The 21,024-nt window shown below is 75.2% G+C and carries 17 protein-coding genes; 12 read left to right on the top strand and 5 right to left on the bottom strand.

Annotated elements, in window-relative coordinates; genetic code table 11:
- Position 1: 1 nt before the first annotated feature.
- Positions 2–1,543, bottom strand: a complete 1,542-nt coding sequence (locus tag ACZ462_RS03865) for an IucA/IucC family protein (RefSeq protein WP_467805070.1) — start codon at positions 1,541–1,543, stop codon at positions 2–4.
- Positions 1,544–1,666: 123 nt separating this feature from the next.
- Here ACZ462_RS03865 and ACZ462_RS03860 point away from each other — a divergent pair, with 123 nt between their 5' ends.
- The 8 genes from ACZ462_RS03860 (at position 1,667) to ACZ462_RS03825 (ending at position 13,194) form a co-directional block, all read left to right on the top strand.
- Positions 1,667–3,217, top strand: a complete 1,551-nt coding sequence (locus ACZ462_RS03860) for an IucA/IucC family protein (protein ID WP_467805072.1) — start codon at positions 1,667–1,669, stop codon at positions 3,215–3,217.
- 118 nt (positions 3,218–3,335) lie between these two features.
- A complete protein-coding gene (locus ACZ462_RS03855) occupies positions 3,336–4,124 on the top strand; it encodes a GntR family transcriptional regulator (RefSeq protein ID WP_467805074.1) in 789 nt (262 codons plus the stop codon).
- A 297-nt stretch (positions 4,125–4,421) separates the two neighbouring features.
- Positions 4,422–5,354 (top strand): SigB/SigF/SigG family RNA polymerase sigma factor, encoded by a 933-nt coding sequence (locus ACZ462_RS03850; protein WP_467805076.1) that lies wholly within the window; start codon positions 4,422–4,424, stop codon positions 5,352–5,354.
- Positions 5,355–5,633: 279 nt separating this feature from the next.
- Positions 5,634–6,689, top strand: a complete 1,056-nt coding sequence (locus ACZ462_RS03845; RefSeq protein ID WP_467805184.1) for a quaternary amine ABC transporter ATP-binding protein — start codon at positions 5,634–5,636, stop codon at positions 6,687–6,689.
- Positions 6,689–8,488 carry an ABC transporter permease/substrate binding protein gene (locus ACZ462_RS03840; protein WP_467805077.1) on the top strand — a complete coding sequence of 600 codons (1,800 nt, stop codon included), beginning with the start codon at positions 6,689–6,691 and terminating at the stop codon, positions 8,486–8,488. Before ACZ462_RS03845 ends, ACZ462_RS03840 begins: the two co-directional genes overlap by 1 nt.
- Positions 8,489–8,964: 476 nt before the next feature.
- Positions 8,965–9,777 carry a hypothetical protein gene (locus ACZ462_RS03835; RefSeq protein ID WP_467805080.1) on the top strand — a complete coding sequence of 271 codons (813 nt, stop codon included), beginning with the start codon at positions 8,965–8,967 and terminating at the stop codon, positions 9,775–9,777.
- Between the two features lie 59 nt (positions 9,778–9,836).
- Positions 9,837–10,190, top strand: coding sequence for a hypothetical protein (locus ACZ462_RS03830; RefSeq protein WP_467805081.1), 354 nt, complete (start codon positions 9,837–9,839; stop codon positions 10,188–10,190).
- A 151-nt stretch (positions 10,191–10,341) separates the two neighbouring features.
- Entirely contained in the window at positions 10,342–13,194 is a 2,853-nt protein-coding gene (locus ACZ462_RS03825) for a TIM-barrel domain-containing protein (protein WP_467805082.1), read from the top strand.
- Between the two features lie 6 nt (positions 13,195–13,200).
- Here ACZ462_RS03825 and ACZ462_RS03820 read toward each other — a convergent pair whose 3' ends face one another.
- Positions 13,201–13,740: a DUF6817 domain-containing protein gene (locus tag ACZ462_RS03820; protein ID WP_467805083.1), complete on the bottom strand. Its 540-nt coding sequence runs from the start codon at positions 13,738–13,740 to the stop codon at positions 13,201–13,203.
- Between the two features lie 190 nt (positions 13,741–13,930).
- Here ACZ462_RS03820 and ACZ462_RS03815 point away from each other — a divergent pair, with 190 nt between their 5' ends.
- A complete protein-coding gene (locus tag ACZ462_RS03815) occupies positions 13,931–14,839 on the top strand; it encodes a LysR family transcriptional regulator (RefSeq protein ID WP_467805084.1) in 909 nt (302 codons plus the stop codon).
- 73 nt (positions 14,840–14,912) lie between these two features.
- Complete coding sequence (locus ACZ462_RS03810) at positions 14,913–15,176, top strand: DUF6158 family protein (protein WP_467805085.1); 264 nt, start codon at positions 14,913–14,915, stop codon at positions 15,174–15,176.
- A gap of 88 nt (positions 15,177–15,264) precedes the next feature.
- Here ACZ462_RS03810 and ACZ462_RS03805 read toward each other — a convergent pair whose 3' ends face one another.
- Complete coding sequence (locus ACZ462_RS03805) at positions 15,265–16,644, bottom strand: tetratricopeptide repeat protein (protein ID WP_467805086.1); 1,380 nt, start codon at positions 16,642–16,644, stop codon at positions 15,265–15,267.
- A 148-nt stretch (positions 16,645–16,792) separates the two neighbouring features.
- On the opposite strand from ACZ462_RS03805, the gene ACZ462_RS03800 reads away from it, so the two are divergent.
- Positions 16,793–18,139 carry a M64 family metallopeptidase gene (locus ACZ462_RS03800; protein ID WP_467805087.1) on the top strand — a complete coding sequence of 449 codons (1,347 nt, stop codon included), beginning with the start codon at positions 16,793–16,795 and terminating at the stop codon, positions 18,137–18,139.
- Positions 18,140–18,166: 27 nt separating this feature from the next.
- Here the strand turns inward: ACZ462_RS03800 and ACZ462_RS03795 are convergent, their stop codons facing one another.
- Entirely contained in the window at positions 18,167–19,330 is a 1,164-nt protein-coding gene (locus tag ACZ462_RS03795) for a serine hydrolase domain-containing protein (protein WP_467805088.1), read from the bottom strand.
- Positions 19,331–19,518: 188 nt separating this feature from the next.
- On the opposite strand from ACZ462_RS03795, the gene ACZ462_RS03790 reads away from it, so the two are divergent.
- Entirely contained in the window at positions 19,519–20,055 is a 537-nt protein-coding gene (locus ACZ462_RS03790; protein WP_467805089.1) for a GNAT family N-acetyltransferase, read from the top strand.
- A 4-nt stretch (positions 20,056–20,059) separates the two neighbouring features.
- On the opposite strand, the gene ACZ462_RS03785 is transcribed toward ACZ462_RS03790, so the two are convergent.
- Positions 20,060–20,830, bottom strand: coding sequence for a GmrSD restriction endonuclease domain-containing protein (locus ACZ462_RS03785; protein ID WP_467805091.1), 771 nt, complete (start codon positions 20,828–20,830; stop codon positions 20,060–20,062).
- Positions 20,831–21,024 lie beyond the last annotated feature (194 nt).

Here is a 21,024-nt window from a genome sequence, read left to right as displayed (position 1 = left end):
ACTAGCCCGCCCGGCCTGCCCGCTCACCCCTCCCGAGGGGGTTGTCCAGGGTGGTCCACCGGTCGCCGGGGACTTCCGGGCTCAGCCGCATCAGGGTGAGGGCCTTCGCGGGCAGGGGTTCGGCCAGCAGCGCCGCCGTGTCGTCCGTGGCGGGCAGGTCCGGTGCCGCCGCTGCCAGGGCCCGGCCGAGGGCCTCGGCCGAGCCTGCGGTCGCGGCCAGGGCGCCCGCGACGAGGGAGCCGAACAGCTTCCGGCGCAGCACCGCCGTGTCGTCGGTGACCAGCCGGCCCGCGACCGGCGGCGCCGCGAGCCCGTGCCGGGCGAGCCGGGCCGGGCTGATCCGCACGTCGGCGAGGTCCCGGTAGACCAGCCGCAGCGGCTCCCCGCCCGGGGAGAGGACGACGAGCAGGTTCTGGCCGTGGGCCTCCAGGGCCACGCCCAGCTCCAGCACCCGCAGGCAGACCGGCAGCGCGAGGCGGGCGAAGCGGGCCTGCCAGTCCGCCGATCGGGCGAACGGGGCGAGCGCCAGCGCCGCGACCGGCACGACCTGCTCGCCGGCCCCGGCGTCCGCGTACGCCTCCGGGGGCTCGCGCAGCACCGCGGCCAGGTCCGGGCCGTGGGCGGTGGCCGCGGCGAGCGTACGGGTGAAGTGCAGCCGGCCGTCCAGCCGGGCGGCGAGTTCCTGGGCGAACGCGGACACCGCGGCGGCCGTCTCCACCGAGTAGCGCGAGATGTCCCGGACGGACGAGGTGAGCCGGGTGCTCAGCGCGGTCTTGACGTGCGGCCCGCCGCCGACGGGACTCAGGGTGCGCAGGGACATCAGCGGGTGCGCCGCCCCGCCGGGGAGCGGGCCGTGGTCCGCCTGCTTCAGGACGTGTTCGGCCTGCCACGGGTGCACGGGCAGCAGGATCCGGCCGCCCTGGCGCAACTCCGCCGGCCAGTCGCCCGTGACCAGGCATTCCGCGGCAGGCACGGACACCGCGGCGAGTTCGACCACCGGCCGGTGCTCGGGCGCGTACGCCAGCTGCTCGGCCACCGTGAAACCGGGACGCGAGCGGCAGTTGGGGTGGTAGGGGTGGCCGTCGACGATCCGCTGCTCCCATTCCCAGGCGGCCGCCGGAGCCTCCTCGGCCCCTGCGGGCTGCCCGGCCAGGGACAGCGCCAGCGAGGCGGTGCTGTCGTCCAGCTCCGCGGCGAACGCCTCGCCGTGCGGCACGCCCAGCGCCCTCACGAGCCGTCCCGCCTGCCAGAACACCGACCCGTCGAGGCGGAGCCCGGTGACGTGCGGCGCGGTGGCGTACGGGTCGGCCGGCGGCCCCTCCAGGCGCCGGCCGTCGGCCAGCAGCAGGGCCGTGCCCCCGGGGCCCCGCTCGCGGCGCACCACCCACGGCAGCGGCTCGAACGCCAGTGCCCGCCAGAGCCGGGTCAGCACGGCGGCGCGGGCGCCGCGGAGCGCCGCCCCGTACGCGCCGAGCAGCGCAGGGCGCACCTCGGCCAGTTCGGCGGAGACGGCCTCCTCGGCCGGGGAGGCGGGGGGGTTCATGCTGGGGTACGGCACCCTGTTCCTCTCACGGGGACGTTGTGGTGATCACGTCATCATCGCGGATACTGAAGATCACGGCCGGGGACCCGCGCAGCGGACCCCCGGCACACAGGATGGACCCGAATGGAATCCGTGGACCTCAACGCCGCAGCCGACGAACTCTCCGCCGCACCCCTGCTGAACTGCCTGCTCAGGGAGGCGGCCGACCCCGAGGGCGGAGGCGTCCACCGGCTGCGCGCCACCGGGCGGCGGCTGCGGGTCTCCGGCGGCCGCCGCCCCGCGCGGCCCGAGCTGCGCACCCGGGACGGATGGCGGGCCCTCACCCACAGCGAGCTGGTGAAGCTCACCGCCGACGAGCTGTACCGGTACACGGGCGTCCCCAACGACGAGCTGCCCGTCGAGATCGCCGACAGCCGCGCCGCCGTGGCCGCGCTGCTCGCCGCCCGCCGGGCCGCCGATCCGCCGCAGGACGCGTACGTCCGCTCGGAGCAGGCCCTCGTCATGGGCCACCCCCACCACCCGGCCCCGAAGGCCCGCGGCGGGGCGCCCGCGGCGCGCTGGCTCCCGTACGCGCCGGAGGCGCACGGCCGCTTCCCGCTGGTCTTCCTCGGGCTGCGAGAGGACCAGGCCGCCGAGGAGGGCGGGGCGGCCGCGGCCGGCGCGGTCGACGCGCTGGCCGGCCTGCTGGACGGGCCGCGCCCGCCCGCCGGCTACCGGCTGCTGCCCGCGCATCCGTGGCAGCTGGAGCTGGTGTCGGGGTCGCCGGCGGTGCGCGCCGCATTCGCCGACGGGCGGCTGCTGCGGCTGGGCGAGAGCCGCCTGCCGGCCTGGCCGACCGCATCGATCCGCACCCTGTACGTGCCCGGCGGCGGGCCCGGCGGCGACCTGTTCGTGAAGTTCAGCCTCGACGTGCGGATCACCAACGACGTCCGCCGGCTGTGGCGGCACGACCTGCTGAAACTGCGCCGTACGGACACGGCCGCCCGGGCCGGCTTCGAGGCGCTGCGCCGGGCGGGCTCCCCGGCGGCCTGGCTGTCCGACCGCGGCTACCGCACGGCCTCGTTCGCCTTCGAGGAGCTGGCGGTACTGGTCCGCGACGGGCTGCGGGAGCACCTGGTGCCGGGCGGCGCGCCGGTGCTGGCGGCGGCACTCGCCGAGGGCTTCGAGGGCAGCCCGCTGGCCTCCGCGGCGGATCCCGAGGCCTGGTGGCGGGCGTATCTGCGCCATGTCGTGCCGCCGGCGCTGGAGCTGTTCGACCGGCACGGCGTCGTCCTGGAGGCGCACGCGCAGAACACGGTGGTCGCTTTCGACGCGCGGGGCATGCCCGTCCAGGCGCTGTTCCGCGACGCGGAGGGCGTGAAGCTGCCGGGGGAGGGGGAGCGCGCGGCCGCCTGGCAGCGGCTGGTGTACTGCCTGGTCGTCAACCACCTGGGCGGGGTGGGCGCCGCGCTCGCCGAGGCGCACCCCCGGGCCGCCGGGGCGGTCTGGCCGGCGGTGCGCGAGGAGTTCCGGCGGTATGCGGCCGAGCGGGGCCTGCCGGAGGCGGCGGAGCTGCCCGAGGCGCCGTCCCTGCCGGCGAAGACGAACCTGCTGCTGCGGTGGACGCGCGCCGACGGCGCGGACGCCCGCTACATCCCGCTGTCGAACCCGCTGCTGGCGGATGAGTCGGAGTAGGGCGGCGGGATCCGGCCAAGGTGGTGGGCGGGCCCCCTCCTGTCTCACGGAGAGGTATAGACCAATGCTACGTTGGTGGGGACCGCGCAATCCTTGACCCACCGTCAGAGGAGAAGCCATGTCCTCGTCCCCGCGGGACGGCGGCCCGGCCGCCGTGCCCAAGTACCAGCGCATCGCCGCAGCGCTGCGGCAGGAACTCCAGGACGCCGTCCACGGCCCCGGAGGCAGACTCCCCTCCGAGCGCACCCTCGCCGCCCGGTACCGCGTCAACCGGCAGACCGTCCGCGCCGCGCTCCAGCAGCTGCGCGAGGACGGCCTGATCGTCACCGAGCGCCGCGGCACCCGCCCGGCCGCCCCGGCCGCAGCCCCCGCCCCGCCCGCCGAGGCCCCGGCCCCCGCCGGGACAGGGGCCGCCCCCGGCGCGGCGCCGGGCGCCGCACCCGGCGCCGTACTGGTGCAGAGCTGGCTCGCCCGCGTCACCGTCCCGCCCTCCCCCGCCGCGCTGCTCGGCATGCGCGGCGGCGACCGCACCCTGGTCCACCACCGCCGCGAGCGCGGCCCCGCCGGGCAGACCCTCCAGCACGCCGTCACCTACGTCTGCCCCCGCGCTGTCGCCGAGGCGCCCGAGCTGGCCGCCTACCGCCGTGCCGAGGCCGTACGGGACGAGGACCCCGGCCCCCTCGACCGCTGGCTCGACCGCGCCGCCCGGGAGGGGCGCGTCGCCGAGACCATCACCATGACCCTCGGCAGCCGGCCCGCAGCCGCGGCCGCCGGAGGCCTGTCCGTGCGCCGCACCCTCCACGACGACACCGGCCGGCTCCTCGCCGTGACCGACCTGTCGTTTCCCACCTGGGACCGGCTGACCTTCCACCGCGACCGCGCGGTCGGCGGATTCCGGGTCAGCTGACCCACCGGCCCGCCGGCCGCCGCCACCAAAGGGCCGCCGCAGCGCACGGGAGTGCCCCGCCATCCGCCGGATCCCCCGCTCCCGCCCCCCCCACGCCCGCCCCGCAACCCCGCATGCCGGCGCGCCCCGTCCGCCGGCACGCCGCATCCGCTCCCGGCCCCGCGCCCGAACGCGCGCGTGTACAACCCGGCCACGCAAACCGGCAAATCTTGACGTACCCCAGGTGAAGCGACAAGCATCGGGTCGAAAGTCAAGGTCACGCGCCGCAAGCCGACAAGCCCAAGGAGCGAAACCCCCATGCGAGCCCCTGCCCACACGCCCGCCGCCGAAACCGCCGCAGTGCCCCGCCCCCGCCCCGCCTCCGCGGCGCCGGGAATCGCGGACCTGCCGCGGATCGAGGAGCCCAGGGAGGTGGCACCGGCCGACGCACGCGAGCTGTCCCGGGTCTTCTTCAGGCGGCTCCAAGAGCTCGAAGAGGGCACGCCGGAGCGCCGGTACGTCCGCAACACGCTCATCGAGATGAACGCCTCCCTCGTCCAGTACGCCGTACGCCGCTTCCGCGGCCGGGCCGACGGGGACGACATCGAGGACCTCGTCCAGGTCGGCACCATCGGACTCATCAAGGCGATCGACCGCTACGACCCCTCCCGCGAGACCGAGTTCGCCACCCTCGCGATGCCGTACATCACCGGCGAGATCAAGCGGCACTTCCGCGACACCACCTGGGCCGTCCGCGTCCCGCGCCGCCTCCAGGAGCTGCGCATCGACATCGCCAGGGCGAAGGAGGAGCTGACCGGCTCCCTCGACCGCTCGCCCACCGTCGCCGACATCGCCGCGCACCTCGACCTCGCGGAGGAGGAGGTCGTCGAGGGCCTCTTCGCCGCCAACGGCCACACCAGCGGCTCCCTCGACGCCCCGCAGCCCGCCTTCGGCGAATCCGGCGGCGACCCCGCCGAGGGCCAGACCCTCGCGGACGTCATCGGCGCCGAGGAGCCCGCCCTGGAGCGCGTCGAGGACCTCCAATCCCTCGCGCCCCTGCTGGAACGGCTCACCGCGCGCGAGCGCCGCATGCTCCAGCTCCGCTTCGGCGACGAGCTGACCCAGGCGCAGATCGGCGCCGCCCTCGGCATCTCCCAGATGCAGGTGTCCCGGCTGCTGACGCGCGTCCTCGCACACCTGCGGGCCTCCATGCTGGCCGACCCCGCCGAGGACGGCGCCGCCCGCGGGTGACACCGCCCCGGGGCGCCGTCCGGGATGTGGCCGGGATCACAGGCCGCCGAGAGTGTTGGTGATCTTCACCACTTCTCGGGCCGCGCGTCCGCGTGAGGTGGGTCACCAGGCCGTTTGCCCCGGTTCGAACCGGGAAGCGGGGATCCCGGAGCGCACCCCTCCGCCGGCCGCGGCACGGCCGGCGGCAGGGGGCGGGCGGATCCCGCACCGCTCCACGGCCCGCCCCCGCACCACCCCCGCGCCGGCACGGGCCGTACCCGTACGACCCGCGAGGTGCATGTGTCCACGCTCCAGGCCGAACACGTCTACAAGGTGTTCGGAAGACGACCCGGCGCGGCGGTCCGCGCGCTCCGAGGCGGCGCGAGCCGCGAGGAGCTGCGCGCCGACGGAGTGACGGCCGCCGTGATCGACGCCTCGTTCCGCGTCGAACCCGGCGAGATCTTCGTCATCATGGGTCTGTCGGGATCGGGCAAGTCCACCCTGCTGCGCATGCTCAACGGGCTGCTCGAACCCACCGAGGGGCGCATCCTCTTCGACGGCCGCGACCTCACCGCGCTCTCCCGCCGGGAGCTGCGCCACGTCCGCTCCGCGAAGATCAGCATGGTCTTCCAGCACTTCGCGCTGTTCCCGCACCGCAGCGTCCTGGAGAACGCCGCCTACGGCCTGGAGGTCCAGGGCGCCGACCGCGCCGACCGCGAGCGCCGTGCCGCCGAAGCCCTGGAACTGTGCGGGCTCTCCGGCTGGCAGGACTCCTGGCCCGACGAGCTGTCCGGCGGCATGCAGCAGCGCGTCGGCCTCGCCCGCGCCCTCGCCACCGACGCGGACCTGCTCCTGATGGACGAGTCCTTCAGCGCCCTCGACCCGCTGATCCGCCGCGACATGCAGGACCAGCTGCTCGAACTCCAGAAGACCCTCGGCAAGACCATCGTGTTCATCACCCACGACCTCAACGAGGCCATGCGCCTCGGCGACGGCATCGCCGTCATGCGCGACGGCCGCATCGTCCAGCAGGGCACCGCGGAGGACATCCTCACCCGCCCCGCCGACGACTACGTCGCCTCGTTCGTCCAGGACGTCGACCGCTCCCGCGTGCTGACCGCCGACGCCGTCATGACCGGCCCCGACGCCGGCACCGGCTGCTCCTGCGGCTGCCCGACCGTCACCGCCGACACCCCGCTCGCCGACCTGTGCGCCGTCAGCGCCCGCGTACCGCACCCGGTCGCCGTGACCGGTTCCGACGGCGCCGTCATCGGCACCGTCGCCCAGGACCGGCTCGTCGCCTTCATCGGCGACGAGCACAGGGACCCCGTCCGCTGCGCAGAGGCGGCCGCCTGATGCCCCGACTGAACCCCGGCGCCTGGGCCGACTCCGCCGTCGACTTCCTCCAGCAGCACCTGTCCTGGCTCTTCGACGCCGTCAGCGCACTCGTCACGGGCCTCTACGACGGCCTCCACACCGTGCTGTCCGCCCCGGCCCCCCTGCTGCTCGCCGGCCTCCTCGCCGTCGCCGCCTGGTGGCTGCGCGGCCTGCTCGCCGCCGTGCTCTCCTTCGCCGGCCTCGCCCTCGTCGACTCCGTCGGCCTGTGGGGCGACGCCATGGCCACCCTGTCCCTGGTCCTCGTCGCCACGCTGGCCACCCTCGTGATCGCCGTCCCGATCGGCATCCAGGCGGCCCGCTCGCCGCGGCTCGGCGCCGCCCTGCGGCCCGTCCTGGACTTCATGCAGACCATGCCCGCGATGGTGTACCTGATCCCCGGCGTCGTCTTCTTCGGCGTCGGCGTGGTCCCCGGCATCATCGCCACCATCGTGTTCGCGCTGCCGCCCGGCGTCCGCATGACCGAGCTCGGCATCCGCCAGGTCGACCCCGAACTCGTCGAAGCCGCCGACGCCTTCGGCACGACCCCCCGCAACACGCTCCTGCGGGTCCAGCTGCCGCTCGCCCTGCCCACCGTCATGGCGGGCGTCAACCAGGTCATCATGCTCGGCCTGTCCATGGTGGTCATCGCCGGCATGGTCGGCGGCGGCGGCCTCGGCGGCGCCGTCTACAAGGCCATCGGCAACGTCGACATCGGCCTCGGCTTCGAAGCCGGGCTGGCCATCGTCATCCTCGCCATGTACCTGGACCGGATGACCGCCGCCCTCGGCCGCCAGGTCTCCCCGACCGGCCGCCGCAGCCTCGCCCGCGCCCGCTCCGCGGCGACCGGTGCCGCCCGCCTGTGGCAGCACCGACCCCAGCCCGCGTACGCGGTCACCGCCGCGGCCGTACTGGCCCTCCTCGCCGGCACACTGCACACCTTCGGCGGAGCCTCGACCGGCCCCGCGGCCGCCGACGGCCCCGGCAAGGGCCGCACCCTCACCATCGGCTACATCCCGTGGGACGAGGGAATCGCCTCCACCTACCTGTGGAAGGAGCTGCTGGAGCGCCGCGGCTACCGCGTCGAGGCCCGACAGCTGGAGCTCGGCGCGCTGTTCACCGGCCTCGCCGGCGGCCGCGTCGACTTCCAGACGGACGCCTGGCTGCCCGTGACGCAGGCCTCGTACTGGGAGAAGTACGGGAACCGGATCGACGACCTCGGCGCCTGGTACGGGCCGACCTCCATCGAGCTGACCGTCCCCTCCTACGTGAAGGACGTCCGCTCCCTCGCCGACCTCAAGGGCAAGGGCGACCGGTTCAAGGGCCGCATCATCGGCATCGAGCCCAGCGCCGGCGCGATGGGCCTCCTCAAGGACCGGGTCCTGAAGGAGTACGGCCTGGAGGGCGAGTACGAGGTCGTCGACGGCTCCACGCCCGGCATGCTCGCCGAACTCCAGCGCGCCCAGGCCAAACGGGAGCCCGTCGTCGTCACCCTGTGGTCCCCGCACTGGGCGTACGCCTCCTACGACCTGCACAAGCTGGACGACCCCCGCAACGCCTGGGGGCAGGGCGACGGCATCCACACCCTCGCCCGGAAGGGCCTCGCGGATGACGAGCCCGAAGTGGCGGCCTGGCTGCGCTCGTTCAAGCTGGACGAGGAGCAGCTGACCGGCCTGGAGGCGAAGATCCAGGCGGGCGGCAAGGGCAAGGAGCAGGAGGCGGTCCGCGCCTGGCTCGCCGAGCACCCGGAGGTCGCCGAGGCGGCGACCGGGACCGCCTGACGCCGCCCCGCCCGCCGACCCCGCGCCGACCCCGCGCCGCCCCGCGACGCCCCGCGCCGCCCGCGCCCCCGCCGCCCGCCGACGGGGGCGCGGGCGCGTCCCGGGGCGCCGCCGACGCGGCCCGCACGAAAGCCCCGGGTGCGGCGACCGCCACGCGGGCCGCGGCGTCGCGGGCCGCGGTCGCGGCGCATGCGTCGGGGCTGGCGGGCGCGGGCGCGGCGCGGGGACCCGCCCGTGCACGGCGGGCCGGTCCGTGGCACAGTGCCAGCACGACGTCCGCCGGGACCAGGAGCCGCCATGCCCGATCCGCACCCCGTGCCGCCGCTCGCGGCGGTCCCGGAGCGCGCCCCGGAGCGCGCCCCGGAGGGCGGGACCGAGCCGGGCCCGCTGCCGGGCTGCCCCGTGTGCGCACACCTGCCGGAACGCATCTCCTGGCGGCAGCAGCCCGGCCGCCCCGTGGTGCTCGCCTTCGAACCGTGCGGCCACCGGCACACTTCACCGGCCGCGCCCGTCCTGGCCGTCACGCCGCCCCGGCCGCCGGCACCGCGCCGCCCCTGACGCCGCCCGGCGGCGGCCGGCGTGCCGCAGACCGGTGCGGTGATCACCGCCAGCCCGTCCTGGAACTCCACCGCCTCGACGCCTTCTCCCTCTGGCCCGCCGCCTTCCCCGAGGAGCCGTACGTCCTCCTGCCGCTCGGCGCGGACCTGGCGCCCGCGGAGGTCGGCGCCGTGGTGGCCTGCCTGGCCGAGGCCCGTGCGGAGGCCTCCGAAGCCGGTGAGGAACCCCCCGCCGGAACGGGAGCGGCCCCGGCCCCGGACCGGGACCCGGCCGGAGCGTTCCTCCGGCGCCTGCTCGCCTCCGGCGAGGACCTCCACCTCGCCGGAGGGGTCCGGATCACCGACACCGCGACCGGCGCAGTGGTCGACCCGAGCTGCTGCCACGGCCTCCAGGAATGGGGAGCCTGGCGGGAGTTCGCCGCCGGTTCCGACTCCTGCTCCGGCTGGTTCGGCCACTCCCCGACCCCGGAAGCCCGCCTCGTCGGCCACACCGTCCGCCTCACCGCCGACACCGATTCCGCGGCGAGCGCCGTCATCGAGCTGCTCCTGCCCGATCTGCACCGCCTGCTCGACGGCGTCGAGCACCGGCTGCGCGCCTTCCTCGCAGTCGTGCGGGACTGGGCGGCCCGCGAAGTCCCCGCCCACGCGGCCCCGCTGTACGCCGCCCCGGCCGCGGCCCTCGCGCCGCCGCGTCCGGAAAACGCTTGGTCAGCGGGGGTGCGGCGGCGGTAGCGTCCGGGATCCCGGCAGGCCGCCACGGGGCGGCCGCCCCGTACGGAAAGAGCGGCTCCATGACCGAGCGGCAGGCCACCACGACCCTCTGGCGCCCCACCGGCCCCGAGGAGCTGGAGCTGGTCCGCGCGCTCGACTGGCGCGGCTGGCCGCCCCGGCTGCCGGACCAGCCGATCTTCTACCCCGTGCTCAACGAGGAGTACGCGGTGCGGATCGCCCGCGACTGGAACGTGCCGCACTCCGGCGCCGGCTTCGTGACCCGCTTCGAGGTCGACTCCGCCTTCCTGAGCCGGTACCCCGTCCGCCAGGCCGGCGGCCGCACCATTCTGGAGCTGTGGGTCCCGGCCGAGGAGCTGGAGGAGTTCAACGCGCACATCGTGGGGCGCATCGAGGTGGTTCACGCGTTCGCGTGACCGGCGGGATTCGGCAGCGTGCATGCACAAAGCTGCGTGGATGCTGGCAACTTCGAGCATCTTCCTTCAAGTGATCTCACTCGGCCGCTATGTTGCCAGGTGCATGCCACATCGGTGTGTCCGTCGTACGGACCGCACGAGGAGCTGCCCGATGACAGTGATCAGCGTCCGCACCACTCCGCGCAGGCGACGGCGCAGCCCCCGGGCCGCGCTGCTCGCCGGACTCCTCGCCGCGGCGGGCCTCGCCGGCGCCGGACCGGTCGCCGGCCAGGCCGCCGCCGCAGCCGCCGCCCCGGCCCCCGCCCCGGCCCCCGCCACGGCCGGCCACGCCACCGGCATCACCCGCTCCGGCAACACCTTCACCGTGACCTCCTCCAGCGGCGCGAAGGCCCGGGTGGTCGTGGCCCGCGCCGACATCTTCCGCCTCTGGCTCTCGCCCGACGGCCGCTTCACCGACGACCCGGCCGGCTCGGACCTGGCCCGGACCACCGACTTCGGCCCCGTCCAGGCCGCCGTCACCGACGCGGGCGGCCACTACCGCATCACCACGCCCGCCCTGAACATCCGCGTCAACAAGTCGCCGCTGAAGTTCTCCGTCTACCGGGCCGACAACCGCACCCTCGTCTGGGAGGAGAGCCGCCCCACCTCCTGGACGGGGACCCGCACCACCCAGTACCTCTCCCGCGGCGCCGACGAGCAGTTCTACGGCACGGGGCTGCGCCTCGGCGAGTGGGCGCTGCGCGGCAAGACCGTCCCGGTGGCCGTCGACAACCGGTGGCGGGAGAACGACAACGCGAGCCCGGCCCCGTTCTACATGTCGACCAACGGCTACGGCGCCATGCGCAACACCTGGGCCCCCGGCTCGTACGGCTTCCACGCGCCCTCGGCCCTCGCGCACGACGAGAAGCGCTTCGACGCCTGGTACTTCACCGGGGACTCGCTCAAGGCGGTCCTCGACGGCTACACGGACGTCAGCGGGAAACCGTTCCTCGCCCCGATCTGGGGCCTGGAGCTCGGCAACGCCGACTGCTTCAACGCCTCCAACCCCGACTACCAGGGCGACCACGGCCGCCCGCGCCACCAGACGACTCCCGACGTGGCCGGCTACGCGGCCGACGCCCGCGCCGCCGACATGCCCTCCGGCTGGTTCCTCCCCAACGACGGCTACGGATGCGCCTACACCGAGCCCCTGAAGGCGACGGTCGACGCGCTGGCCGCGAAGGGCTTCCGCACCGGCCTGTGGACGTCGACGGGGCTGTCCCGGATCGCGGAGGAGGTCGCCGCCGGCTCCCGCGCGGTCAAGACGGACGTGGCGTGGATCGGCGGCGGCTACAAGAACGCGTTCGCGGGCGTCCAGCAGGCCGTCGACGGCATCGAGAACAACTCCGACGCCCGCCGCTTCGTGTGGACGGTCGACGGCTGGGCCGGCACCCAGCGCAACGCCGTCGTCTGGACCGGCGACACCCACGGCACCTGGGACGACATGCGCTGGCACGTCCCCGCGATCGCCGGAGCCGGCCTGTCCGCCCTCAACTACGCCGCGGGCGATATCGACGGCATCTTCGGCGGGAGCCCGCAGACATACGTGCGCGACCTCCAGTGGAAGTCCTTCACCCCCGCCTTCATGACCATGTCGGGCTGGGGCGCCACCCACCCGGAGCCCGGCTACCGGGACAAGCAGCCCTGGCGGTTCGAGGAGCCGTACCGGTCGATCAACCGCCGCTACCTGCAACTGAAGATGCGGCTGATGCCGTACCACTACACGATGAGCCGCACCGCCCACGAGACCGGCGTCCCCGCCACCCGCGCGATGGTCCTCGAATACCCCGGCGACCCCGTCGCCCGCGGCAACCTCACCAGCGGCCAGTTCATGGCCGGCGACTCCTTCCTCGTCGCGCCCGTCGTCTCCGACACCGCCGTCCGCGACGGGATCTATCTGCCCGCCGGGACCTGGACGGACTACTGGACGGGGAAGACGTATGCCGGCCCCGGCTGGCTGAACGGCCGGCCGGCACCGCTCGACACCCTCCCGCTGTTCGTCAAGGGCGGCGCGATCGTGCCGATGTGGCCGCAGATGAACCACACGGGCGAGAAGCCCGTCTCCGTGCTCACCTACGACATCCACCCCCGCGGAGCGTCGTCGTTCAGCCTGTACGAGGACGACGGCCTGACCCGCGCCCATCAGTCCGGCGCCTACGCCCGCCAGCGCGTCGACGTCTCCGCCCCCGCCTCCGGCGCGGGCAACGTCACCGTCTCCGTCGGCGCCCCGACCGGCAGCTACACGGGCAAACCGGCCGCCCGGGGCTACGAGTTCGCCCTCCACGTGCCGTCCGCGCCCGCCCGGGTTGACCTCGACGGCACCCCGCTGGCCCGCCACACCTCCAAGGCCGCCTACGACGCCGCCGCGACGGGCTGGTTCCACGACCCCGCCGACCGCGGCGGCATCCTTTGGATGAAGGCCGGCCGGAAGGCGGGCGCGTTCACCGTCACCGCGACCGGCACGTCCGTCCCGGACGCCGAACCGGTCCCCGCGGCCTCCGCGCCGCTCCCGCAGGCCGACTGGCGCCTGCTGTCCGCGGACAGCCAGGAGACCGCCGCCGAGAACGGCGCCGCCGCCAACGCGTTCGACGGCGACCCGGCCACCATGTGGCACACCGCCTGGTCCGGCTCCGCCCCCGCCGCGCTCCCGCACGAGATCGCCGTCGACCTCGGCGCCCGCCACACCGTGGACGGCCTGGGCTGCCTGCCCCGCCAGGACGGCGGCGCCAACGGCCGCATCGGCCGCTACGAGCTGTACGTCTCCGACGACCCCGCGAACTGGGGCCCGCCGGTCGCTACCGGCACCTTCCCCGACACCCCCGCAGCCCACACCGCGCCCCTCCCGGCCCCGACGGGACGCTACGTACGGCTGAAGGCCCTGACCGAAGCCGGCGGCCGCGGCCCGTGGACGAGCGCCGCGGAGATCACCCTCACCGGCCGCCCCGCCCCGCCCGCCGCCCGCTGACGCGGCTCAACCGCCGAGCACGGCCCGGCACTCCCGCCGGGCCGGCTCGCTCAACAGCCCCTCCCACCGCCGGAACAGCACCGCCGGCTCCCCGCCCCACGCCTCCCGGAACACCGGGTCGGTCCGCGCCGGGTCCAGCTCGCTCGCGGCGGTCAGCTCGGCGAAATCCCGCACCTCCCGCCCTCCCGGCCGGCGAATCTCCCCGGTGAACCGGTCCCGGAAGACGCCCTCCGTCCCGAGCCCCGGATACGACACCGCCCGGTCGCAGCTCGCGTACACGTATGCAAGGTGCTCCGCCTCCGCGCCCACGGCTTCGGCCACCTCGGCCCGCCGCCCGAGCGGCAGCAGCGCCGCCGGGAAGCCGTCCGTCCCGTACACCGCATGGCACAGGCCCGCGAGCCGCAGCTCCGGCCGCGCCCCCCACGCACCGAGCAGATCGCGGACCCGCCCCAGGTGCGCCGGCAGCGTCCCGCCGGGATGCGCGACCCGCTCCGCGCCGAGCCCGCGCAACAGGGCCGGCGCCCGCTCCTCCCGCAGATCACCCATCCCCGACTCCCGTCCCCCCGCTCCCGTCCCCCACGGGTCGGCACCCGCCCCTGCATCGCGGACGCAGAGGCAGGGTTGCCGCCCTTGAACCCCCCACGAGGATCTTGCTCGCCCGCCCAGACCCAAGTCAATCCTCCGCATTCCTTCCCACCCCCAAGCCCGAACTAAGAGGAGCCGCTACTCTCCCCGCATGACCCTCGACGACCTCCGCGTCTTCGTCGCCGTGTGCCGCGCCGGAAGCCTCAGCGCCGTCGCCCGCGACCTCGACCGCACCCAGTCCGCCGTCAGCCAGCACGTGCGCCGCCTGGAGCGGGAGACCGGCACCAGCCTCCTGGAGCGCCACGCCCGCGGCGTCGCCCCCACCGACGCCGGCCGCATCCTCCTGGCGGCCGCCGCCGACGGCATCGCCGGCCTCGACGGCGCCCTGCGCCGCCTGGACGACCTCGTCCGCGGGGACGCCGGCTCGGTCCGCATCACCACCGGCGCCACGACCGTCCGCCACTTCATGTCGGAAGCGGTCGTCGGGTTCCGGAGCCGCCACCCGCACATCAGCCTGGAGTTCCAGACCGCGAACTCCAGCCGCAGCTGCTTCGACGCCCTCGCCGCCGACGACCTCGACCTCGCCTGGATCACGATCGGCGAGCCGGTCCGCGGCGCCGAGCAGCGCCCGGTGATGGAGCTGCCGTGGGTGCTCGCCGTATGCGCCGACGACCCCCTCGCCGCCCGCCCCGCCCTCACCCCCGCCGACCTCGCGGGCATCCGCCACATCCGGCTGCCGGAGAACTCCACCTCCCGCGCCCACCTCGACACCGCCCTGGCCCGGGCCGGCATCACGATCCGCTCGGACACCAGCGTCGCCGACTGGGACACGGCCCTGCTCCTCGCCGAGCTGGGCCTGGGCCACGCCGTCGTACCCGCCCTGCCCGGCTGGCGGGTCCCCGGCACGGACGGACCGCTGCGCCTCGTACCCGTCCCCGGCCTGCCGCCCCTGCCGGTCGGCTGGGCGGTCCGCCGCTGGTCCGCCCTCTCCCCGCCGGCCCGCCTCTTCGCCGACGAGGTCGCCCGCACCTGCCGGGCGAGAGCCGCACGCGGGCAGTAGCGCTCCCATCCAGCCGGATGCGGCACCACGGGCGATGATGGAAGAACCGGCCGATTCAGGAGGTGGTACGGCCATGGCGGCACACGACGGCGGCCCGTCGGCGCGAGACCTGGAGGAGGGCAGGCTCCTGAAGGAACTGGAGGCGATCCACCGCACCCGCCACGAAACCCTGCTGCACGGGTCGGACGACGCCCTGGTCACCCACACGCAGCGCATGAACGAACTGGAACACGAATACGTGCGCCGCCACCCGCAACGCGCCCAAACGGCGTCCCGCACACGGTCGGGCGCCCGCGCCCGCAAGGCCAGCGACGAGGAAACGCCGGGGGATGCGTAGGGGTGTTTCGGCGGGGCCGGCGGCTCGGCGTCGAAGAGGCGACGGAGGAGCGGGGCGCGGCACGCCCGCTCGCCCGCGCCTGCCGCCGTCACGACGGTGGTCCGCCCACCTCCGACCGCGGGCTTCCGCCGCCCGCCACCCCCGGCACCCCCGCCGGAGCCGGCCCCAGCGTGGTCGTGCCCGGGGCCGCCCGGTGGCCGAGGCCCGTGCGGTAGGCGTCCAGGGCGGCTTCCGTGCGGCCCGTGCGGCGGAAGAGGTCGCCCAGGAGGCGGCACAGGTCGGCGAGGTCGCCGCCGGCGCCGCTGCGCTCCAGCAGGGCGAGGGCCTGCACATAGTGCCGCTCGGCGGCTTCGGTGTCGCCGCGCTCCTCGGCCATCAGGCCGAGCAGCCGGTGTGCCCCTGCCGCGTGCACCGCCCCGTGGCTGTCGCCCAGATCGAGCAGCCCCGACAGCAGTTCGGCCGCCTCCCGGCCGCGGCCGAGCCGGCGCAGGACGTCCGCCAACTCCACCTCCACCTGCGCCGTGTACAGCGCGGCCCGCCGGGCCGCCAGCATGTCCCGCGCGGTGCGCAGCTCCGCTTCCGCGGAGGCCAGGTCCCCGTTCTGGGAGTGCACGTACCCGCGCATCCAGTGGCAGTGCGCGAGGTCCGTCCGCAGCTGCAACTGGCGGTAGACGGACTGGGCCTTGGCCAGTGAGGCGTCCGCTTCGCCGACCCGGCCGGACGCCAGGAAGGTGCGCGCCACCTGCCGGTGCATCCCCGCGACCAGCGCCGGGTCGTGGACCTGCGGGGCGAGCGCCAGGGCTGTCTCGGCGGCGTGCACGGCGCGCGCGTGCGCGCCCATGTCGACGTACGGGCTGATGACCGCGGTGTAGAGCAGCACCAGCGCCTCCGGGTCGGCGAGCCCGCCCGCGTTGAGTTCGTCGATCGCCGTCTCCAGCAGGTAGCACGCGTAGCGCAGCTCCCCGGCGAGCAGGTGGGCGACGGCCCGCCCGCGCACCGCGCGCGCCTTCCGCGGCGGCGGCTCGTCGGCGAGGAGCTGCTCCGCCGCCTCGAAGCGGGCCGTCGCCGCCGCGAGGTCCCCCGCCTGCAGGGCGCATTCGCCGAGGCCGAGGAGCGCCTCCGCACGCTCCGGGTCCAGGCCCAGCCGTTCGGCGTCGTCGAGCACCTGCCGGTAGAGGCCGGCCGCCTCGGAGGCGTCGCCGGTGGCGAGCGTCCGCTGCGCGTCGGTGAGGCGGAGCCGCAGCTCGGTCGCCAGGTGCGGGGGGCGCCCCGTGGACAGCTCCTCGTACGTGGTGCCGAGCCGCCCGGCGAGGAAGCGCAGCGCCGCCTCGGAGGGCCGCACCTTCCCCGCCTCCAGCGTCGAGATGTACGCCGGCGTGTACGAGGGTTCGGCCAGCGCCCGCTGGGTGAAGCCGCGTTCGGCGCGCAGCCGGGCAACCCGTCGGCCGATCGCGGCCGGTTCGTCCATGCCAACTCCCTCGTAGTTCCAACTCCCCAAGTATTCAAGGGAGACGAGCCATTGCGCACGCCCTGCGCACCCCCTAATTTAAGCAGCCGGTTCAACTCGTTTACGCCTTCACTTAACAGCCTCGCCTTCCGACCCGGGGGATGACGTCATGAACAGAGCCGCCCGCAGGGCGCTGCGCGCCGCGGCCGCCGCAGCCGGTGCCACCGCACTGCTGCTGGCCGCCGGCCCCGTAGGCGCGACAGCCGCGCCGCATCCCGCCGACGGCGCCCCCCACGTGGAGGTCCCCGGCCCGGAGGACGGGACGGTCGCCGGCTCTGGCCACATCCGGGTGGTCTCGCCGGGCCGGGCCGCGAGCGGGGCCCGCCTCTCGGACGCCGCCCGGGCCGCCGACGGCAAGGTCACGAAGGCCGTCGACAACGGCTCCACCGCCGACCGCCTCGACGTCGTCGTCATCGGCGACGGCTACACCGCCGCCGAACTCGACCGCTTCCACAGCGACACACAGGCCAAGTGGGCGGAGATCACGGCGGTCGAGCCGTACGCCACCTACCGCAACCTCTTCAACGTGTGGACCGTCGACGCCGTCTCCCACGACTCCGGCGTCACCGGCGACCCGGACCGGGACACCGTCCGCGACACCGCGCTCGGCTCCTACTTCTGGTGCGAGGGCATCGAGCGCCTGCTCTGCATCGACGAGGAGAAGGTGGACTCGTACGTCGAGAAGGCCCCCGACGCCGACCTCGTCATCGTCCTCGCCAACAGCGCCAAGTACGGCGGCGCCGGCTACAACGAGCGCAGCGCCACCCTCGGCTACGAGGGCATCTCCACGGCCTCGGCGGGCAACGCCAAGTCCGGCCAGGTCGCCATCCACGAGACCGGCCACTCCCTCGGCAAGCTCGCCGACGAGTACTTCTACCCGGACACGCCCGGCTACGAGAAGTACGAGGGCCCCGAGCCCGCCGACTCCAACACCTCCACCCTCACCGCCGACCGGATGGCCGAAGCCGGCGCCAAGTGGCACCGCTGGCTGGGCGAGCCCTCCCCGGACGGCGGCACCGTCGGCGCGTACGAGGGCGGCGGCTACTACGCGACCGGCCTGTTCCGGCCCACCGACAACTCGCTGATGCGGGTCCTCGGCAAGCCGTTCAACCTGCCCGGCACGGAGGCGATGATCGGCGGCTTCTACCAGCATGCGAGGCCCGTCAGCGCCCTCACCCCGACCGACCGGCTGCTGCGCCTTCCGCAGCGGGCCAAGGTGTCCGTCCCCCGCCTGACCGGAGCGGACGGGCGGCAGCTCGACGTCCGCTGGTACCTCGACGGCCGCGAGCTGAAGCGGTTCGCCGGGCGCACCGACGTGGCGGTCGCCGAGCTGTGGCTTCTCGACCTGCGCACGCACCGGCTGTCGGTCACCGTCGAGGACCGCACCCCGGCGGTCCGGGACCCGAAGACGGCGGCGTCGCTGCGCGCGACGCTCACGTGGAAGGTCCGCCTGTAGCCGACAGCGGCCGGCCCCCTGCCGCCCTCAGGCCCGATCCGCCCCCGCCGCGTACCCCCAGAACGCCCGCAGCACCTCCGGCGCGGCGGGGCCGGTGAGGCGGACCTGGGTGAGGAGGATCGCCGCGGAGCCCCGGGACGGCGTCACATGGGCCGTCGTCCCGGTGCCGCCGACCCAGCCGTAGCGGCCGGGGACGTTCCACGGGTTGCGGGGCCGGACGTCCACCGAGCCCCCGAACCCCCACCCCTGCCCCTCCAGGAAGGGCTCGGCGTCCGCCCTCTGGCTCGGCGTCAGCCAGTCCGTCGTCATCCGCTGCACCGACTCCGGTTGCAGCAGCCGGCCCCGACCGCCGTCGAGGGCGCCGCCGGCGAGCAGCATGCGGGCGAACGCGTGCCAGTCGTCCGCGGTCGACACGAGCCCCCCTGCCCCCGACGGGAACGCGGGGTCGCTGCTCCACTGCCCGTGCGGGGCGTCGACGAGTTCGAGCCCGTCGGCGCCCTGCCGGTACAGCGACGTGAAGCGGCCCAGGTCGGAGGCGGGCACCGAGAACCCGGTGTCGGCCATGCCGAGGGGCTCGAAGACGCGTTCCTCCAGGAACCGGGGCAGCGGAGTGCCCGAGACCCGCGCGACGAGGACGCCCAGGATGTCGTACGAGGTGTTGTACAGCCAGGCCTCGCCCGGCTGGTGCAGCAGCGGGATCCGGGACAGCGCCGCCATCCAGGCGTCGGGGGCGGGCACCTGCTGCGGCTGCGGCGGGCCCTGCCCCAGCTCGGTGACGAGCGGCCGCACCGCGGGCAGGTCGGTCCCGGCGGGGGAGAAGCCGATGCCGGCGCGGGAGGTCATCAGGTCGAAGACGGTGATCTGCCGGTCGGCGGGGGCGACCTCCCGGACCGGGCCCGACGGTGTGCGCACCACGACCGGCGAGGCCAGCTCCGGCAGCCACGGCGCGACGAGGTCGTCCAGGGCCAGCCGGCCGTCCTCGACGAGCATCAGCACGGCCGCCGCGGTGACGGGCTTGGTCAGCGACGCGATCCGGAAGAGGGAGTCGCGGACCACCGGCGCGCTGCCTTCCGCGTCGGAGGAGCCGACCGCCTCCACCTCCAGCCGCCCGTCCCGCGACACCAGGCCCACCGCCCCCGGCAGCTCCCCCCGGTCGACGTACGGCTCCAGCAGCTCACGCAGACCGCCCATCACTACCGCCTCTCGCAGGTACGCCCCCGGGGTGACCCGCATCCTAGGGTTCCGGCCGCGGCGATCGCGGCTCCGGCGGCGGTTGCGGACCACCGGTCCGCCGTGTGGGGGAAGGCTCAGCCGCCACCCGGCCCCGGCAGCGCCCACCCCGATTTCCGCGCCCAGCCCCGCTTCGGCAGGATGGGGGCATGACCGAGATCCGCACCCCCCGCCTCCTCCTGCGCCGCTGGAGCGACGACGACGTCGTCCCCCTGTCGGAGATCAACGCCGATCCGGCGGTGATGCGCTGGACCGGCGACGGCTCGCCCCTCGACCCGGACACCACCGCCGGGGAGATCGAGCACTGGGAGGAGGAGTGGGACGACGAGGGCTTCGGGCAGTTCGCGGTGGAGCTGCTCGGCTCCGGGGAGCTGATCGGCGCGGTCGGGCTGTCCGTGGTGTCCGACGACCTGCCGGGCCTGCCGTCCGACGTGGAGATCCGCTGGCGGCTGGGCCGCCAGTTCTGGGGCCAGGGCTACGCCTCCGAGGCGGCGCAGGCCGCCCTCGAGTTCGCCCTCCAGGACCGGGGCGTCGACCGGGTCGTCGCCGTCGTACGGGTCGGCGACCACGCCTCGGCGAACGTGGCCGAGAAGCTGGGCATGGCCGCGGAGCGGGAGATCACGCACCCGGAGCAGGGCCACGCCCTCCAGGTGTACGCCATCGACCTGACCGAGTACGCGGCCTGACGGCTCAGGAGCAGGTGTCCAGCATCGTCCCCAGCATCCGCTTCTCGTCCTCGGTGGCCGTCAGCCCGTAGGCGGCCTTCACCGTCGTCCAGGCCCGCCCGTACTGGCACCAGCTCGACCGGTCCGGCGGCTGCCAGCGGTCCGGCGCCTGGTCGCCCTTCGACCGGTTGGAGGCCGCCGACACGGCGAGCAGCTGGGGGTGCCGCAGGTCGTTGGCGAACGCCTTCCGCTTGGCGGCGTCCCAGGTGGAGGCGCCCGACCGCCATCCCTCGGCCAGCGGCACGACGTGGTCGATGTCCATCCCCGACGCCTTCGTGACGACGGCCCCGTCGTACAGGCTGCGCCATCTGCCGGTGACGGCCCGGCATTCGGCGTCGCGCACCACGTCCTCCCCGTCGCGCTGGAGGACGGTCTCGCGGGTGTCGCACCTGTCGCCCTGCTCGGCCCAGTGCGTGAACTTGGACCGGCTGTATCCGGCCATCGTCCCCGGGGCGGCCACGGCCAGCGCGGCGAGCTGCGCCCGGGCCGTCGCGGCGTCCACCAGCCCCGGGAGGACGTCCCCGCGGGCCGGCTCGGCGCCGCCGGCGGGCGGTGCGGGCGGCGCCGCGGACGACGGCGGCGGGGAGGGCAGCGCACCGCCCCCGCCCGGAACCGGCACTCCGCTTCCGTCGCCGACCCCGCCGCCGACCGGGCTCCCGGCGCATCCCGCCGACACCGCCATCACCAGCGCCGAGACCGCCACCCGCGCACGGCGCAGCCGTATCTGACGTCCCATGAATCCCTCCACGGACCCCCCTCGAAACGGTTCCGCACCGCATGCCGTCCGGTCAAGGCTACCCAGAACCGGACAATCAACCGACGCCGCCTGCCGTCGAGACGGACCGCGGCCGTCCCTTTGGCCGACCCTGGCCCGGGCGTTGTCAGTGGGCCTCGCTAATGTCCCCGGCATACCGCAGTTCAGGGGTGATT

It is taken from the genome of Streptomyces sp. NPDC031121, assembly GCF_055570615.1.
This window is presented reverse-complemented; position numbering and strand designations above follow the sequence as displayed.

Bases quoted from the DNA above. Each gene is read 5' to 3' on its own strand.
- ACZ462_RS03840 (WP_467805077.1), top strand. From the start codon at position 6,689: ATGCCCCGACTGAACCCCGGCGCCTGGGCCGACTCCGCCGTCGACTTC.
- ACZ462_RS03785 (WP_467805091.1), bottom strand. From the start codon at position 20,830: ATGGGACGTCAGATACGGCTGCGCCGTGCGCGGGTGGCGGTCTCGGCG.
- ACZ462_RS03820 (WP_467805083.1), bottom strand. From the start codon at position 13,740: ATGGGTGATCTGCGGGAGGAGCGGGCGCCGGCCCTGTTGCGCGGGCTC.
- ACZ462_RS03865 (WP_467805070.1), bottom strand. From the start codon at position 1,543: ATGAACCCCCCCGCCTCCCCGGCCGAGGAGGCCGTCTCCGCCGAACTG.
- ACZ462_RS03795 (WP_467805088.1), bottom strand. From the start codon at position 19,330: ATGGGCGGTCTGCGTGAGCTGCTGGAGCCGTACGTCGACCGGGGGGAG.
- ACZ462_RS03810 (WP_467805085.1), top strand. From the start codon at position 14,913: ATGGCGGCACACGACGGCGGCCCGTCGGCGCGAGACCTGGAGGAGGGC.
- ACZ462_RS03800 (WP_467805087.1), top strand. From the start codon at position 16,793: ATGAACAGAGCCGCCCGCAGGGCGCTGCGCGCCGCGGCCGCCGCAGCC.
- ACZ462_RS03860 (WP_467805072.1), top strand. From the start codon at position 1,667: ATGGAATCCGTGGACCTCAACGCCGCAGCCGACGAACTCTCCGCCGCA.
- ACZ462_RS03790 (WP_467805089.1), top strand. From the start codon at position 19,519: ATGACCGAGATCCGCACCCCCCGCCTCCTCCTGCGCCGCTGGAGCGAC.
- ACZ462_RS03805 (WP_467805086.1), bottom strand. From the start codon at position 16,644: ATGGACGAACCGGCCGCGATCGGCCGACGGGTTGCCCGGCTGCGCGCC.
- ACZ462_RS03825 (WP_467805082.1), top strand. From the start codon at position 10,342: ATGACAGTGATCAGCGTCCGCACCACTCCGCGCAGGCGACGGCGCAGC.
- ACZ462_RS03850 (WP_467805076.1), top strand. From the start codon at position 4,422: ATGCGAGCCCCTGCCCACACGCCCGCCGCCGAAACCGCCGCAGTGCCC.
- ACZ462_RS03830 (WP_467805081.1), top strand. From the start codon at position 9,837: ATGACCGAGCGGCAGGCCACCACGACCCTCTGGCGCCCCACCGGCCCC.
- ACZ462_RS03855 (WP_467805074.1), top strand. From the start codon at position 3,336: ATGTCCTCGTCCCCGCGGGACGGCGGCCCGGCCGCCGTGCCCAAGTAC.
- ACZ462_RS03815 (WP_467805084.1), top strand. From the start codon at position 13,931: ATGACCCTCGACGACCTCCGCGTCTTCGTCGCCGTGTGCCGCGCCGGA.